The following is a 17618-nucleotide window of genomic DNA, read 5'->3' on the forward strand; positions in this document are numbered from 1 at the left end:
GATTATCTACTTTCAAGAATATCGTAAGATAATTGTGTTCCAACTTTAGTCAGTGTAGCAAAAGTTCCTCTAGGACTAATTTCTACCCCTTCTACTAAGCCTTCTTTTTCAAACTTAGAAATAATGGTGTTTAACTCATAGGTTGAAAAAGGAATTCCAAGGATTCTTGACAGATTTTGCAAAGACATTGCTTTGTAAGTGTTCATCGCTACTATAAGCTTTTTTGATCTTCTAGAAGTTGGCATGTGATGAAAGTTAAGTTGATGATTTAAGATAAATTCTAATAATGGGTAAGGCCATTTATTTAATGTCCCAAAACTCCAAATATATATTCTAAATAACTCTGACTCAAATCACTAATTAACATTTATATAAAATCATTAAATACTTTCTTGTAAAATTCTGCTTTGGTTCTATAATTGAGTGCTTAACAATAACATAACACCAATGAAACTACCCTTTTCTAGTTTCATTTTACATTCAAATTTCTCATGAACTCACTCAACAATTTAATAAAAAAAGAGCCTGACGAAACGCTCCAACCTTTGGTGACTCTGATTAAAGCAATAGCCCAAAGGAACAAACTCGGTTTTACTTTTGACCTTTCTACAAAGGAAATCTTCAAAAAAGAAAAAGGTTATATTATAGCTTACCAAGCCACTCAAAATAAATTTGATGATGAGGGAATAAAATTCTGTATAAAACATGCTCAAAAACATCAAAACCTAATCGGCGGATGGCATGACCCTAAGACCTTTCTGTACTATTTCGACTCCGTGATGTACGTGGAAGATAAGGAGGAGGCCATCAGATTAGGACGTGAAAACAAGCAAATCTCCATATTTGATTTTGAGACTTATGATGATATATTCTTATAAGAACTATTCCTTGAAAAATTTATTCCCTTTCCAAAAATTTGAAACATGAAAAATATAAAATCATTAAATATATCAGACGAAGCTAAAGACAGCATTCAACATCACGCAGTACATCTTAGAAGGCTAACGAATACACATGTCGACCTTAAAGAAGTCAATGAAAACAACCTTAAAATTTTGATTGACATTTCTGAATCCAGTTTACCAGAGGAAGAAGCAATTGAAAGAGGTGAAAATGTTTTCAAGTACCACTTAACTGAGGACTACAACATCCAGTCAGAAATCAAAAAGTTCAAAGCGGAAAAAGAAAGTACAGCTGTTATCCCTCATCATTTTGGCATTACACCTTCAAAAAATATTTCTGGAACTACGATTTCCAGTACGGAACCGCCTTTTTACACTTGTGAGGTAACTTCAGAAAAAAGCGAGAATGTAGAAGCTGTTCTCATATTAGGTCAGCAGTACTTTATCAAATGCACTGATTACGACACCCAAATGACTTCAGATGATTTAAAAATCAACCTAAAAAATGTAGCGTCCTTTTGTTCAAATTGGTTTGATGAATTTGGGTATATGCTTGAGTTAAAATAACTATTCGGTAATTTCTGTTCTTGATGATAGTATTTAAATATCGCTTAAATACTTCTTTCACAAAGTTTACAAGATTGTGATTTTCGTTTCTACATTAATTTTGTAATTTTGTCATGACAAATAGTCATATTCTATGGAAAACAGAGAATTATTATCTATAAAACAACGATTCGGAATTATTGGCAATGCCAGTAGTCTGAACCATGCTATACAAGTCGCTGCACAAGTGGCGTCTACTGATTTAACTGTGATGATTACAGGTGAAAGTGGTTCTGGTAAGGAATCTTTCTCAAAAATCATTCATCAGTTAAGTGCTCGAAAACACGGTAAATTTATTGCAATCAACTGCGGGGCAATTCCTGAAGGAACTATTGACTCGGAGCTTTTCGGTCATGAAAAAGGATCTTTTACCGGTGCTAACGAATCTAGAAAAGGTTATTTTGAAGTGACAGACGGAGGAACAATCTTTTTGGATGAAATCGGTGAAATGCCTGTTGAGACGCAAGCTCGTTTACTAAGAGTTTTAGAAAATAAAGAATTTATCAGAGTAGGTTCTTCTAAAGTTTTAAAAACAGATGTTAGAGTAGTTGCCGCTACCAATGTAAATCTTTTGAAGAATGTCCAGAAAGGAAAATTCCGTGAGGATTTATATTATCGTCTGAATACGGTGCCTATTGCTGTACCTCCTTTGAGAGAGAGAGGTACTGATATCGAATTATTATTCAGGAAATTTGCTACTGACTTCGCAGAACAGTACCATGTACAACCGCTTTCACTTACTGCAGAGGCGAAGAGAATACTGCTAGGTTTTTCTTTCCCAGGAAATATCCGTCAGCTGAAAAACCTTGCTGAGCAGATGTCTGCTTTGGAGCTTGAAAGAGTAGTTTCTGGCGAGACAATGCAACGCTACCTTCCTAATGCGAACAATCAATTAAGAGTGCTTGAAAATGAGGATCAATCTTTAAATGAGAGAGACTTATTGTACAAAGTGTTGTTTGATATGCGTCAAGATATGAACGACCTTAAAAAGATTGTAATTCAATTGGCACAAGGAAAAACAAATGCAAGTACTGTATTGGCTGAAAACCCCAAACTTTTCAGTAATGTAATGGATGAGGGCAATGCTCCTGCTAACCAAAATAGAGAAACAGGACTTACTGTTCGTCCTTCTACAACTCCAGCAACCTATAATTACAGCACTCCTACTCCACCTCCTCCAGAAAATAATGATCCTTTGATTATTACTTCTGATGATGACAACTATGAAAGTAATACTTACGATTTGGATAAAGTTGTAGAAGTAAAAGCAGAAGAAGAATCACTTTCTATTGAGAAGAAGGAAAAAGAGCTGATTATTAAAGCATTACAAAAAAACAATAATAAAAGAAAGTATGCCGCACAGGATTTGGGAATTTCTGAGCGAACTTTATACAGAAAGATAAAACAATACGAATTAGATGAATAAAACATTCAAATTCTCAAGGATACTTATCCTTCTACCCCTATTCGCACTTTCAGCCTGTACGGGCGTGCGTTTTACTTTTTCGGGGGTGAATATTGATCCAGCTATCAAAACCTTTTCGGTAGAACAATATACCAATGAAGCCTCTGATGGACCTCCAACAATGGCCTTTACATTTACAGATGATCTTACACAATATATTCTTCGTAACACGAGTTTAACAATGGCTCCACAAGGTCTTAAAGGTGATCTGGAATTTAGCGGTGCAATCACTGGATATAGAGTAACACCTGTATCTCCAGGTGGTGGCGAACAGCAAATAACGGAACAGCAACGTCTGACAATCACTGTAAAAACCAATTTTATCAATAATTTCGATGATGAAAAAAGTTTTGAGCAAGGGTTCTCCTTTTTCTATGATTTCCCTGGTTCTCAAAATGTACAAGAGGTTGAAAGTGAAGCTGTAGAGGTCATTTTTGAACAAATTGTATACGATACCTTCCAAAAAGCACTAGCAGATTGGTAAAAAAGTGTATATTTGGATATAAAGTATAAGTTATTGCTTTATATCCAATTATATTTTTATCCCCCACTTCGAGCTTACTCTTAAAACGTGAATCATATATTAATAAAAAATTGGTTACAAAATCCTTCTGCCATTACAAGTGACGATGCGGAAGAAATCAAAAAAGCTATTGCTGCTTATCCTTATTTTGCAGCTTTGAGAGTTTTGTTGGCTAAAGCCGAAAAAGGTAACGATAAAGTGGTAAAAAGTGCGGCTGCTTATGTATCACACAGGCCTTCATTACAAGCCTTTTTAGATACTGATTTTGATAATAACATCAATTTACCTAATACAAGTGGAATTGAATTTGAGAGAGATGAGACGGAATTATTAGATACGTTATCATCAGAACAGGTAATAAGTACTCCTTCTGAAATAGAAACGGAAGAAGAAACAGTTCTTGCTGAGCAAACCACAGAAGAAACTACAATTGAAACACCGGAGATAGAAGAAGCTGATAACGAACCTGATCTAACTCCTATTGAAAAAGAAATACAGTCACTCAACACTTCACACGAAGACAATTTAGAAGAACAAATACTGAGTGATTTAGCAGCAAGTGAAGAAATAGATACTCCTTCAGATCCTACTGAAACTACAGTTTCAACATCAATTGCAGATGAAGTATTAGCTGAGCTTTCAAGAATGAATACTCCTGATACAACAGATGATACTAATGATGCTGACGACATAAACAATGCAGTAAATGTAGTAGAGGAAGAAGAAGAAAGTGCTCCTCAAGAAATTATCATTGAAGATATTGAAGAAGATAGTACTCTCGGTATTACCTCAGATGAGATGATGGATCGCTTTCAGGGCTTTTTAGATACCAAAAAGAAAAAAGAGTCTGAAATCATTGATGAACTGTCACAAGACGGTGAAGTGGATGCTGATCTTTTAGATTTCAGTAAAAATGCTTCAAAGTATTCAGTAGAAGACGTAGAAGCTGATTTATCATTTAATGGCACTTCAATTCCTGTTTACGATATCAGCTTACCGGATGATGTAACGGAAGAAAACAGTTACGAGGAAAGTGTAAAAGAAATGGACGATTCTAATGTGATTGATCACACTCAGTTTAATCCTGAGTCAACCATGTCTTCACAGCAAAAAATCATCAATGACTTTATCAAAGAGCACCCTGTAATTCCTCCAGTCACTCAAAAAGAAGAGGATTCAGAAGATGTTGTAGACCTCTCAGAAGTGAACCAAAATGGCGACTTTGCTCCCAAAACGGAGAGTTTTGCTAAAATGTTGGAGAAACAAGGAAAAAAAGAGGAAGCAATATCAATTTATCAACATCTAATCTTGAAAAATCCAAATAAAGCTACTTTATTTGCAGAACGAATTGAATTCTTACAAAAGAATTAGAGTTATATAAAGTTATAAACATTATAATACAATGATGTACTTTTTCATAATCTTGATCTTAGTAATTGCTGTACTTCTTGTATTGGTAGTTTTAGCTCAGGATTCTAAAGGTGGAGGACTTACTGGTGACATGGGCGCTGCAAGTAGCTCTATGATGGGTGCAAGAAGAGCTTCTTCTTGGATTGAAAACGCAACTTGGATTTTAGCTGTATCTTTGTTTGTATTATCTATCGGTGTGAACGTTTTCATTCCTAAAGATAACACAGCAAATACACCGACTTCATCAAGTATCGAAAACGCAGAAGAGGTATTGCCACCGGCACCAACTACTCTTCCAGCTGAAGAAGGTACTCCTGCTGAAGCTCCTAGTGAAGCAGCTCCTGCTGAGTAACACACATAATCAATATAGATTAATAAAAAAACCACTTGATTCAACGAGTGGTTTTTTTATTGCCTAATTTTAGAAAGGCCACCCTCCTATTATGGCTCCTTGCACGGTTAAAAATGTGATTTGATAACCACAATCAATCAACCATAATTTGATAGACCTTCTTTGGTACAGATAATTAATCCCCATGGAACAACCCACAAACATTACACCTATAATAAAACCATGCATTGCCCCATTATGAAGTCCAAAATCCTGATTACCGTGAGCCATTAACATTGCTTGCCCAAATGACATCACTAACATTAAAATAAAACTTGTCCCAAAAATCTTAGGCATACTCCCCTCTTGCAAGTATTCATCTGTAAACCCTAATTCTTTTTGCCAAGTCTTCCCAAAAACAGAGGGATTATACCATATTGCTCCAAAAACAAACGAGACCAACGCAGCAACTAATACTGCTAAAAAATTAATTGAAGAAAAATCCATAGTAAAAGTTTAATAAACAGTGAGTGGTTATTCTAAGTACAAAATCAAAATAATAAATAGAATTAACTATGATTTATTTTTGACTTAGTACTTAAATTATCAATTCAATAGAATAATAAATTATCACTTACCTTATTAAATATCAACGAATTACTAAATAAACTTTCAAGAGAATAAAATTATTTTTCAAATACAATAGGGTTTTCCCTCCTACTTTCCCCTTCCATAAGTAGATAATAAACTCTAGAAAAATGAAAAAATTAATACAATTCTTCGCAATTATTGGACTTCTTCCATTCGCTTTATTCACCTCATGTGAAAAAATAGAAAAAGCAGATAAAGTGTTTCTTCATGGTAAAATCTATACCGTTAATGAGCAACAGAAATGGGCTGAAGCAGTAGCTATAAAAGACAATAAGATTGTTTTTGTTGGTAATGATAAGGAAATAGAAAATTATATTAATTCAGCTACTGAGGTCGTAGATCTTGGAGGCAAAATGATGCTTCCAGGCTTTGTAAGTGGTCATGATCATCTTATTTCTTCCAATTGGATGAAAGCAGGCGTTGAGCTTTTTGATGCAAAATCAAAAGAGGATTACCTTCAAATGATCAAAGAATATGCAGATAGTCATCCGGAAGAGCCAATTGTTTTTGGCTATGGATGGAATAAAGATACTTATGGTGGATGGCCAACAGCAAAAGAACTAGATAAAGCTGTCCCAGATCGTCCTGCAATGATATTTGACTTCACTATCCATGATATGTGGTTCAATACAAAAGGATTGGAAGCAGGTGGTGTTACTAAGGATTCTCCTGATACCGTTCCGGGGATGTCGTATTGGAGAAGAAATCCTGATGGTTCTCCTCAAGGTGTAGGTGTTGAAATCATTTGGTTGGAGGCTTACATTAAAGCTGGAGCATGGAACCCTGCCAAAATGATGAAAGAAAGTCAAGAAGTGCTTTATAACAAATCAGCTTCAACTGGTATGACGACTGTAATCAACCAAGGTCTAATCACTCCTAACTTGATGAACTTTGAGCGTTACAAAAAGGATATGGTTTATTCTTTCGAAATGTTGGATTCATTAGATAAAATCGGTGAGTTGAAAATCAGAACTTTCCAGAATTATGTCTATAAAAATTCTGATTTCGATGTGGACGAGTTCGTTGCCGATGCTCTTAAATTAAAAGAGAAATATAATTCAGATCGCCTTAGACTACATGGTATTAAAATTCACCCTGAAGGAAACTGGAATAGCAACACTTCATTGATGCTTGAAAATTTCAGCAATATTGATTCTAAGGGAGTATCAGGTGTTGGTCAAGATAAGCTGATGGAAATTCACTTAAAATCCAACAGAAATGGATTGGATGTGCACACTCACGTAGATGGAACAGCAACAACAAGATATACTATTGATGCTATTGAAGCTTCAATAAAAGAAGGAAATACTGCTGCTAGAAATGTATTACAACATTATTTCTGGACACACCCTGACGATCATCAAAGAGTTTTGGACATGAAGATTCCAGTGAATACTACTCCATTATTTGGTTCAGACTGGCAGGGCCAAGCTACAGATGCTTATAAATTTATGGGTAAGCACAGAACAGAAAATTACTATATGAGATATACGGAATTACCTGTTCATGAAGGACACAATTTAAGTATTAGTGCTGATGTTCCTAGTTCACCTGTAAACCTTGTAGATCCCCTATTCAGCGTTGAAGGAGCGGTCACTTTACAAGATCCTCAAAACGAAAATTCAAAACCTTTCCCAACAACAAAAACGCCAATGCAAGTAGAACAGGCAATCAAAGCGGTAACCATCTACCCTGCGTGGCAAGCAAGAATGGAAGATAAAATCGGTTCAATTGAAGTAGGAAAATATGCAGATTTTGTGATTCTAGAAGAAAATGTTTTTGAAGCTGGCTTAAGAGACATTGCGGACATTAAAGTACATGCCACAATCATGGATGGTAAGTATACTTATCAAAAAGAAAATGATGGCAACCTAACAAATACAGGTTCAAAGCATAAAGTATTCTTACCAAAAGAATTAGGATGTTGTGAGCATGGTCATCCAGAACATCTTCATAATCATTAAGCCATAAAAACAAGAAGCTATTTCACATCACGCGAAATAGCTTCTCTTTATTTAAGTACCAGGACAAATGATATTTTTTTCAATCCTAATACTTATGTAGTCCCTGTACACTGTCCACCGTACACAATGTACGGTGTATAGTGTACAATCAGTACGGTGAATAGCGTACAGTCTGTACGGTGGGTAGTGTACTAAACCTTCACTTTCTTCTACCCTATTAATTAGATTGAGATATGATTTATTTCTTTAAAATTCTCTTCACAATCTGCTGCTCCCCTACTTGAACTTTTACTAAGTAAATGCCAGAAGTAAGTGAGGCTCCGTCCAAATCAATCACTGTCTGTCCTACCTGAACATCCTTAATGATTGTATTCAACACTTTACCTTGCAAACTGATCAATTGAAGATTCATTTTACCAGACTCATGTACATTCAACTGAATGCTTGCTGTTGTGTTGAAAGGGTTTGGATAAGTAGTCATTTCCAATAATTCACCTTCCAATGGATTATTTACAGCAATTTGTCTTGTACTACTTGATGCTGCATTATTCATTGCATTCAACAAACTGATTGAAGGATCGTCTACATCAAAAGTCAATTCCCAGATGATTGTACCTTGCAAACCATTATTTCTTGCATAATTCACTTTTGCAGCTGCTCCTTTTGGTGTTTCAAAATAAATATCTCTTCCATCAAGACCCACATAACCGTTTAACTGATTGGCGTCATTTGGATCATAAGAAGTAGGGGCATCTGGATATAAACTTACAATTTCATCATAACCGATAAAATAGAATCCATTAGCTCCCTGCCCTGCCTCAGCTTTTGTCAGTGATAGGTCATAACCGTAGAAAGGCACACCAATTGTCAGCTTACTCTTATTCACACCATGACCAGATCCTTGCCATGTAGACCAGTTACCACTCCAGTATTCTAATGAAGTTTCTACAGAGTAAATAGGGTTATCAGCACTTGCCTTAGCGTATTTACTATTGTCTACATCATACAATGATGAGTGAGGACCAATTGGTGAATCACTCCATGAACCTGTGAAGTCATAGGTCATCAAGCCTAACCAATCAAGGTATTCTACAAAATCAGCATCATAGTTATTACCATACCAAGGCGTAGCGAAAACAGCTGATGATAAAAGCATTGATGGACGCTTCGCTCTTAATTTCTTCGCTAATAAAGTCAATCCATAAGCGGCAGGGTGAGCTCCTTGCTCTACTTCTCCACCCCATTTATCTGTACCTCTTGTTCTACCACCTTGCTCTGAAGTACCCGGAATTGCAGGATCTTGCCAGAAACATTCCATATCCAAGTCAATTCCATCTAAGTTATACTTATCTACAAAAGCTAATAATTTGTCAGCTGCAGCATCAATTGAAGCTGGATTACTTCTATAGCCTTCCATCACTTTAAGGAAACCATAATCTTCAGCACCACCTAAGGCAATTGAAACTGTAGCTCCTGCACTATGTGCTTTTGGAACAATGATCGGCAATAATGAATCTAATACATGAAGCGATTCAGCTGTATACTCACCATTTGCGAAATCTGCATCTGTATAAGCACCGCCTACTTTTGTATCATAAACAAGGAACGATACATTAACGTGAGTAACTTTCGTATAATCCAAATCTCCAGGGCTCCCTTTCCAAGTTGGAACATAACCAATGATACGTTGTTGTCCTGTTGGAGCTGGCGCAAATGGGCCTGTCAGATTAATACTACCGTCTGCATTGATATCATTAACCGCTGAAGTTGTGAATTGAACCGCTTTTGTAGCTGTTGTCACATTACCTTGATCATCAGTTGCAGTTGCTGTGATTTCATAAGTACCGAAAGCTGTTGGAGTGAATGTCGTTGAAGAAGCATTGACTGTCATTCCATCCACAGTTAATACAACGTTAGAAACCGTTCCATTTTCATCAGTCGCTTCAACTGCTATATCAATTGTTGTCAACGAAGTGTAAGTATCTCCTGATGGATGAATAAATGTTACCGTTGGTACTACATCACCAATACCGCCATTTCCACAAACTTCACCAGTATCTGACCAAGGATCACCACCGTCAGGAGCATTACCTTGTGTCCACCATTTTGCACTGTAAATTACACCATTGTAAACTACTTTGTCTCCACCTGTGTAAACCTCTGTCGATGACCATTCAGGATAAGGACATTCTACTACATCTGGCTTTTCTGAAACCGTGATTACTTTACTATCCGAAGCTGTTAAACCATCATTGTCAGTTACAGTTACTGTTACAGTGTATGTACCAAAAATGGTAACACTATAATCACCTTCTGCTACTAAGTCGCCATTGACAGTGTACTCTGTTGACGTAATAGTACCGTCTTGATCTGAAGAAGTAGATGAAATAGTAAATGTGTATGGAAGCGTTTCTACTTCAACAGTTCCAGAAGCTGATAAAGCTAATGTCACTTCAGGAGCTAATGGCTGAGGTTCTGTTACAGTTACTACCGCTTGAATCGTTGCTGTCAAACCATCACTATCTGTAGCGGTTGCCACGACAGTATACTCTCCATAAGCATTGATGTCAAAAGTTGCACCTGTTACTACTTCACCATTAACCGTTACTTCAGTCGAAACTACTGTTCCATCTTCATCAGTGCTAGTCGTTGACAAATCTATTGTATGAGGGAAGCTTTCTACCATTACAGTTTCAGAAGCAAGTGCATTAAAAGAAACTGATGGTGCTACTGGACCTACTTCACATGGACCTAATTCTTTCCACCAATGTTCTGCTGAACCTGGAGTCACATTGTATAAATTATTTACAGCCGCTTCATAGAGAATTCCATTATAGCTTACTACATCACCTGAGTTGTAGATTGTAGGATAAACTTGATATTCTGGAGCATCACATCCTATTGTACCTGTAGTTTCTTCTTCAATTGTAATAGAAACAGAAGCAGTAGCAGTTGCGCCTTCATTATCCGTCACAGTAACTGCAATAGTATAAGTTCCAAAAGCTGATGGCATCCAAGAAGCTGGCGAAGCTGTGAATTCTTGACCATCTACTGCGATAAGCGTTGATGCAATTGTTCCGTCTTCATCTTGTGCATCCAATACGATTTCGATCGCATCTAATGTTTTTGAAGTAATTTTTGTACCATCTAATGGTGATGTAATTGAAACTGTTGGATCTATATTCGGTACTGTAGGATCAGTAATCGTAATAGTACCCGTTTTGATTGTCGATTTACCTTGATCATCTGTTACCGTCACTTCTACAGATTGTTCACCATACACTGAAGGCAAGAAAGAAACTGTATTTGTATTTCCAGAAGTGGTATAAGCTGCATTATTTCCATTGACTAAAACTGCAATTGAAGCAATTCCTGTATCATCAGATGCTGTAAAAGTGAAAGACACTTCAGCTAATTCAGTTTGCTCGATGGCTTCTGAAGGTAAAGTCAATGCCACTACCGGAGCTGGATTAACAGGGCCTGCATTTTCTGCAAAAACCTTATTGACAACATGTACTAACTCTGGCTTCGTATCAGGACATAACGGATAAGTCCCAACCTTTCCAGTTTCTGCACCTACATTCCAATCTGTAAATACAGTCCAGATAATCACACCTCCAATATTGTTGTCTGTGATATATTTTGACTTCAGACCAATAGACTCCTCATCATCATAACTTGTGAAATAGCTTACACCATTTGCCTCTTTCGTCATATAAGGAACCTGAGCTTGACTATCCCAGTGTCTTGTCCAGCCACCAGACGCCAAAGCTTCTTTTACTTGGAAATAGTATGGAGAACCTTCTGTAGCACCCCAGTTATTTAAATCTGCCGCTGATGAAACTGGTCCATCTACAGAGAAAGTAACATCTTTTTTTATGGTCGGCACATTCACGCCAGGAGTACCTTCCACAACGACACCTCTACCATAAAAGGCCATTCCCATGTTGATCTTTTCAGTATCAACACCTAGTTCATCACGCATATAAGAGAATGTAGTATGCCATGAGAAATCTCCCCACTCTTCTCCATCATAAGGATATAATGGTGAATTGTGACCTGAAATACCTGACCATCCACCATGAAAATCATAAGACATCATGTTGTAGTAGTCCATTACTTTGTTTAATTCAGTCCACTCCAAATTTTGCAATTTTGCAGGAGCTGCACTAAACGCCGCTGTCAGTAAACGATCTGGCCCGATCACATCTCTGATGTCTTGCATCAAAAGGGTAAAATTGTGGTAATCTGCTTCAGAACCTGTGAAATTCATACCGGCAAATGGCCCTGGGTATTCCCAGTCGATATCAATTCCATCAAAACCGTAATCTTCTACCAATGTTCTACAGTCTTCTAAGAATCTTGCCTTTTTAACAGGATCCGCTGCCATTTCTGGAAAGTGCTTACACATTGACCAGCCACCAATAGAGGCCATTACTTTCACACCATACTCATGTGCAATACCAATCATACCTGGCGTAGGATATTCTGTCAATGGCCAACCGCCTGTTTCACCAGTAGCAGTTCTAGTCCATCCTTTCCAACCTCCATCAGGGTGAGGCTCATAACCTAATTCAGAAAGCACTTCATCCCAGCCCCAGAATTCTTGAGGAAAACCAAGTACCATTGCCTGATCATGAGACGAATACTTATCCGGATGTAGTAAATCGGCAGGGCTTTGAATCGCACTTTCTTGGTAAATCTGCTTGTTTCTCAAATCACCACTGTGCATAGATCCATCTACAGCCACTCCAAAGAAAGAGAAATTAAGAATGGTATACTGTGAGTAATCAATGTTGTAGTGGTTAAGCGCTCCTTTCGGAATGTTGAAGTCTGCACCTTTCCATGCATCCCAGTTGGGTACATATCCGATGACTTGTTTTTGGTGATCGCTTGTAGCATAAGGGCTTCCGCTGTCAATTTGAGCGTAAGCGCTTGCAAAAGAGAGCATACCAATAAGGCATGCATAAAGTCCAAGCCTGAACTTTCTAGTTAAGCTTTGCATTACTTAATAGTTGATAGTTAAAAATAATTTAATGTAGTAGCATTGAAGCGGAATATTACTGAAGGATAATTATTCCTACTCGCTGGTTACATTCCAAAACTATTTCATTAACAACCATTTACGCAAATTTAAAGACAAACAACTCCGGGTACTAAGTGTTCATTAGACACTTTTGTGATGGGTACAATTAAAATTTTCCTGAGGGTACAAATTCTCCAAAATATTAGGTTTTTGAGCACAAAATGAGGGTACAGCTTTATTTTTAGCAACAACAAAAGGTATTCATTCCTATAGCAAAAAATTATTGAAGAATATAAGCTACAATTTCCTCTACAGTCCTTCTTGCTGTCTTTCCAACTCCATAAATTGTAGCAGAAGCATAGCCAGTCCAGTTGCCTAAGCCTACCAGCCATAAACCATTTTGATTGACAACACTTGTATTTTTTGTTTTTACTTTTCCGTTTTCAACAATATTCAATGAGGATAAATAATCCAGCCGCGCCTTGAAACCCGTACACCATAACACGGCATCAAATTTCTCAACTGTTCCATCTTCCCAAATTACTCCATCTTCCGTAAAAGTAAAGGTACTTGGCCTATGATCTAAAACTCCTCTTTGTTTAGCATCTCTCACCGAATCTAACATGACAATATCACTAATTGAATAAGATTCTTCTGAAATTTCGCCTTTTAAGTACTCTCTGTATTTTTTATTCGCTTGCTCAAAAAGATGCCTTCCATCCACATCTTCGGGTAAAAAATTAGGGGGAGACAATGTGGCCCACTGTACTTTTTTATGTAAGGTTAGTTCTGATACTAATTGCGCTCCGCTATTACCACCGCCTACAATCAGAATTTTATCACCATGAATATCAGAAGGTTTTTGATACTGGGAAGAATGCAATTGTTGTCCTTTGAAGGAATCTACTCCTTCGTAGTAAGGAATTTTGGGGCCGGATGCTGTTCCTGTAGCTCCAACTACAGTTTTTGTAAGAAACTTTCCTTTATTGGTTTTTATCCTGTAAAGTCCATCTTCAAAAAAAGTATCTTCCACTTTCACTGGTCGCTGAACAGGAAAATCATATCTTTTCTCGTATTTCTCAAGATAGCTGATAAACTCTTTTTTGGTGGGATATTCTTTTTCCGGAGGTGGCAACATCCATCCTGAGAGAGAAGAGAAAACACCTGGAGAAAATAATTGAAGAGAATCCCAAGCTTTATTCCATGCTCCTCCTGCTTTTTGGTTATCATCTAAAATTAAAAACTTCAAACCATGCCTATTTAAAAAATAAGCCACTGACAATCCTGCTTGTCCTCCTCCAATAATAATTACATCAAATATCTCCATTCCCTATCGTGTGCATTACCAATCACATTGTTATAAACACAAAATAAACACATTTATAACATGTTACACCCATTCATTTTAATAACAATTTTAAATTAAGTGATAATCATCACTTTTTTCTTATATCTTCATTCGCCTTGATCAAACTATAAACAAAAGAGATACCTTGTAAAATCAACAAAAATATAAATGGAATTGCTCCTGCTATTGCTACTACTTTATTCAGGTCTACATTGTTTTCATAAATCAAAGCTAACGTGATGCCCACCATAACCAAACTCCATATCATCTTATTGGCTTTCGACTCCTCTTCCGTCAACAATGCAGTGACGTAAACTGCTGAATCTGCACTTGTAATCACAAAAGTGATCAATAGGATAATTGCCAATAATGAAAGAAGTATAGGGTATTGAAATGAGGTGAAAAAAGTAAATATCCCTTGTGTGTAATCTTCCATGACCACTGCCTGTATCTGAGCATAATTGTTAACAATGCTACTTCCTCCTCCAAAAGCTACAAACCAAATCATAGAGAGTAATGTAGGGACACCGATTACACCCAATAAAAATTCCCTAATCGTTCTTCCTTTGGAAATACGAGCAATAAACAACCCTGTAAAAGGTGCCCAAGCCACCCACCAAAGTAAATAAATGATTGTCCAGCTTCTTGACCATTCGGTATTTTCTGGATTGATTGAAAAAGAAACTTCAGGGAGGATGAATATATAGTCAATAAACTCCTCTAAAAATAAATTCAAAAGAGGAATTACACCTACTGTTAGTATGACAATAAGCAATAAGACTGAAGCTAATAACACATTAAAATTACTCAGTAACTGCACTCCTTTTTTTAAACCTGAAAGTGACGAAAGCGTAAAAATAATCGCGATAAACAGTAGAAGGACAATTCTAAATTTCAGTCCAAACTCTATACTTTCAAAAATAGAATTCAACCCAGTTTGTATTAAAGCAATTGAATTGGCCAATGTTCCAGAAACTCCGAACAAAATTGAAAAAACGGCCAAAACATCTACACTTCTCATTAAAACGCCAACTTTGGGAGTTAAGGTGTAAGAAATTGTCATTTTTCGGCCTTTATTATAAGTAAACCACGCAATGATTAAACCTGAAAATGCATAAATTCCCCAAGCGTGAAGTCCCCAGTGGAAATTGGTTAGGCTCAATGCGGTAATTATGTCACGGTTTGGATTTAAAGGAGATTTCAGATGGAAAACAGGTTCAGCAACACCCCAAAATATCAAACCTGATCCCATTCCAGCAGCAAATAGCATAGAGAACCAAGATAAATTGGAGAATTCTGGACTCGAATTCCCCAATTTTATATTTCCATATGGAGAGATGATTAATAATAGACAAAGCAAAAGGATTGATGTAATTACCAATAAAAAGAAGGAATCAAAGGTTGATAACAACAATCCTACAACATTGTTTACAAACTCAATGCTTTGAGCTGGAAAAATAAAAAACAGCAGTGCTACCGCAATACTTAAAGTCAGACTTAAATGATTAAAAGTAACTTTCATACAATCAGACTAAGTAACTGTTAAAAGCATCAGTATTATAAGCTAGTTTTTCTTTTGTTTTTTGATTAAAATAGAAATCCAATCGTCCTAATTTGATTCCTGCATATCCAACCTGAGTGATTAATACATCCTTATCCACTGCATTTTTCTTTACCACAGGTTCATCTAGGAATGTATGTGAGTGACCTCCAATAATCACATCTATATCTTTTGTTTTCTCTGCTAAAATCAAATCAGAATAGTCTCCTTCATGAAACGCTTTAAAACCTAAATGAGATAGGCAGATTACAAGATCACAGTTCTTTTCCTGCTTCAATAACTTGGTCATTTCCTGTGCTTTTTCGATGGCATCTTGGTAAACCGTTTCTTTATAACATGTTTTAGAAACTAGTCCTTCTAACTTAATACCAACACCGAAAACACCAATTTTAACCCCTCCTTTTTCAAAGATTTTATAAGGTTTTGTCTTTCCATCTGCTGAGGTATTCTTCAAATCGTAATTACTAACCAAAAAATCAAAATCAGCATGAGGCAACATCTCAGAAAAACCATCAATCGTATTATCAAAGTCATGATTTCCCATCGTCGCCGCATCATATTTCATATCAGACATGGCTTTAAACTCTATTTCACCCTTGAAAAAGTTAAAATAAGGCGTTCCTTGAAAAATATCTCCAGCATCCAATAATAATACATTTTCCTCCTCACTCCTCACCTTTTCTACTAAAGTTTTTCGCTTCGCAACACCACCTAAACCACCATATCTTTTATGATTTTCAGGGAAAGGTTCGATCTGACTATGAGTATCATTGGTATGTAAAATAGTAATTTTCACAGGCTTTTGATCTGCCGAAGCCCATGAAACTGGCATCAATAAACCTAAGGCACTTAATGCAGAACCTTTAGCCATTACTTTGATAAATTCTCTTCTATTGTTCTCCATTTTATTCAATAATCCTTGGTTTATTATCTACAATTATGCCGTTGGGTTTTGATTTACAATATTCTAAAAGTACATCTCTGATCATCAACTCATGATCCATAAAACCCGTTCCATTTTCCAAGAAAGTCATATTATCACCTCCATGATAAAGGTAGTCAGAAGTCAAAATTGTATATTCTTTATGAGGATCAAAATCAGTTCCATTGATCTTCGCTTCTACGATTTCATCTTTATTTAGCTTCACTACCAAACCAGAAGTTGCTTCTTTATTCTTCGCTACCATGTTGATTAAGCCCAACATCAACTCTCCTTTTAACTTTATAGTAATCAACTGATTATCAAAAGGCATTAATTTATAAATATGACGTGTAGTGATATCTCCTTTAAAGATATTTGACCGCAAGCCACCATTATTCATCAAGCAGATATCCACCTTGGTATCAGTGTGATTTTCAACATACTCTTTTGTGGCATCACATACAAAATTCCCTAATGTATTGACACCTCCCCAAATCACAAGATCTATAGATGTAGACGAAAGCACTTGATTCATCTTTTTATCCAATTTTTCCTTATAGGGTTTTACTAGATTGGTGAGTGAATCATCAGGAGCAATTGTGTTATCAACAGAAGTTGGTTGATATGTTATTTGTGTAAGGTTTTGCTTCTCGGTTTTGCACCCTGCTAGAAGAAACGTTACGATTAAGAATTGGTAAAATTTGTTCATTTTGAACATTGAGATATTAAAATATTTAACGACCGATAAAAATAGAATAGTTGAACAGGTTTATCAAAATGGATTTGATAATTGATTTAAAAATGAGCAAAATCATTCAATTTTAACATTTATTTGACTTTTCTTCTTCTCTCAATGCAATTTTTACCCAGATTGATATGATTATAGAATCTTAAATAGTATTTTGCGTA

General features: G+C 36.3%; 14 protein-coding genes. 7 read left to right on the plus strand and 7 right to left on the minus strand.

Going from position 1 to position 17618, the window contains the following annotated elements; all coding sequences use genetic code 11:
- Nucleotides 1-2: 2 nt before the first annotated feature.
- A complete protein-coding gene (locus HHU12_RS07190; protein WP_205959809.1) occupies nt 3-245 on the minus strand; it encodes a hypothetical protein in 243 nt (80 codons plus the stop codon).
- Nucleotides 246-491: 246 nt separating this feature from the next.
- On the opposite strand from HHU12_RS07190, the gene HHU12_RS07195 reads away from it, so the two are divergent.
- The 6 genes from HHU12_RS07195 (at nt 492) to secG (ending at nt 5258) form a co-directional block, all read left to right on the plus strand.
- Entirely contained in the window at nt 492-878 is a 387-nt protein-coding gene (locus HHU12_RS07195; RefSeq protein WP_169656072.1) for a hypothetical protein, read from the plus strand.
- 45 nt (nt 879-923) lie between these two features.
- Complete coding sequence (locus HHU12_RS07200) at nt 924-1469, plus strand: hypothetical protein (protein WP_169656073.1); 546 nt, start codon at nt 924-926, stop codon at nt 1467-1469.
- Between the two features lie 133 nt (nt 1470-1602).
- A complete protein-coding gene (locus tag HHU12_RS07205; protein WP_169656074.1) occupies nt 1603-2934 on the plus strand; it encodes a sigma-54 interaction domain-containing protein in 1332 nt (443 codons plus the stop codon).
- Nucleotides 2927-3457, plus strand: a complete 531-nt coding sequence (lptE, locus tag HHU12_RS07210; RefSeq protein ID WP_169656075.1) for an LPS assembly lipoprotein LptE — start codon at nt 2927-2929, stop codon at nt 3455-3457. Before HHU12_RS07205 ends, lptE begins: the two co-directional genes overlap by 8 nt.
- 87 nt (nt 3458-3544) lie before the next feature.
- Nucleotides 3545-4867, plus strand: coding sequence for a hypothetical protein (locus tag HHU12_RS07215; RefSeq protein WP_169656076.1), 1323 nt, complete (start codon nt 3545-3547; stop codon nt 4865-4867).
- Nucleotides 4868-4898: 31 nt separating this feature from the next.
- Entirely contained in the window at nt 4899-5258 is a 360-nt protein-coding gene (secG, locus tag HHU12_RS07220; RefSeq protein WP_169656077.1) for a preprotein translocase subunit SecG, read from the plus strand.
- Between the two features lie 69 nt (nt 5259-5327).
- Here the strand turns inward: secG and HHU12_RS07225 are convergent, their stop codons facing one another.
- A complete protein-coding gene (locus tag HHU12_RS07225; RefSeq protein WP_169656078.1) occupies nt 5328-5744 on the minus strand; it encodes a DUF1761 domain-containing protein in 417 nt (138 codons plus the stop codon).
- A 251-nt stretch (nt 5745-5995) separates the two neighbouring features.
- Between HHU12_RS07225 and HHU12_RS07230 the strand changes: the two genes are divergently transcribed.
- On the plus strand, nt 5996-7852 hold the full coding sequence (locus HHU12_RS07230; RefSeq protein ID WP_169656079.1) for an amidohydrolase: 1857 nt from the start codon (nt 5996-5998) through the stop codon (nt 7850-7852).
- Between the two features lie 238 nt (nt 7853-8090).
- Here HHU12_RS07230 and HHU12_RS07235 read toward each other — a convergent pair whose 3' ends face one another.
- From HHU12_RS07235 to HHU12_RS07255, 5 genes are all read right to left on the minus strand, one after another.
- Entirely contained in the window at nt 8091-12857 is a 4767-nt protein-coding gene (locus tag HHU12_RS07235) for a glycosyl hydrolase family 18 protein (protein ID WP_169656080.1), read from the minus strand.
- Nucleotides 12858-13158: 301 nt separating this feature from the next.
- Nucleotides 13159-14205: an ArsO family NAD(P)H-dependent flavin-containing monooxygenase gene (locus tag HHU12_RS07240; RefSeq protein ID WP_169656081.1), complete on the minus strand. Its 1047-nt coding sequence runs from the start codon at nt 14203-14205 to the stop codon at nt 13159-13161.
- Nucleotides 14206-14314: 109 nt separating this feature from the next.
- A complete protein-coding gene (locus HHU12_RS07245; protein WP_169656082.1) occupies nt 14315-15748 on the minus strand; it encodes a BCCT family transporter in 1434 nt (477 codons plus the stop codon).
- A 4-nt stretch (nt 15749-15752) separates the two neighbouring features.
- Complete coding sequence (locus HHU12_RS07250) at nt 15753-16691, minus strand: bifunctional metallophosphatase/5'-nucleotidase (protein WP_169656083.1); 939 nt, start codon at nt 16689-16691, stop codon at nt 15753-15755.
- Between the two features lies 1 nt (nt 16692).
- Nucleotides 16693-17418, minus strand: coding sequence for a 5'-nucleotidase C-terminal domain-containing protein (locus HHU12_RS07255; protein WP_169656084.1), 726 nt, complete (start codon nt 17416-17418; stop codon nt 16693-16695).
- Nucleotides 17419-17618: the final 200 nt, after the last annotated feature.

The sequence above is a fragment of the Flammeovirga aprica JL-4 genome (assembly GCF_012844305.1).
Lineage (GTDB): Bacteria > Bacteroidota > Bacteroidia > Cytophagales > Flammeovirgaceae > Flammeovirga > Flammeovirga aprica.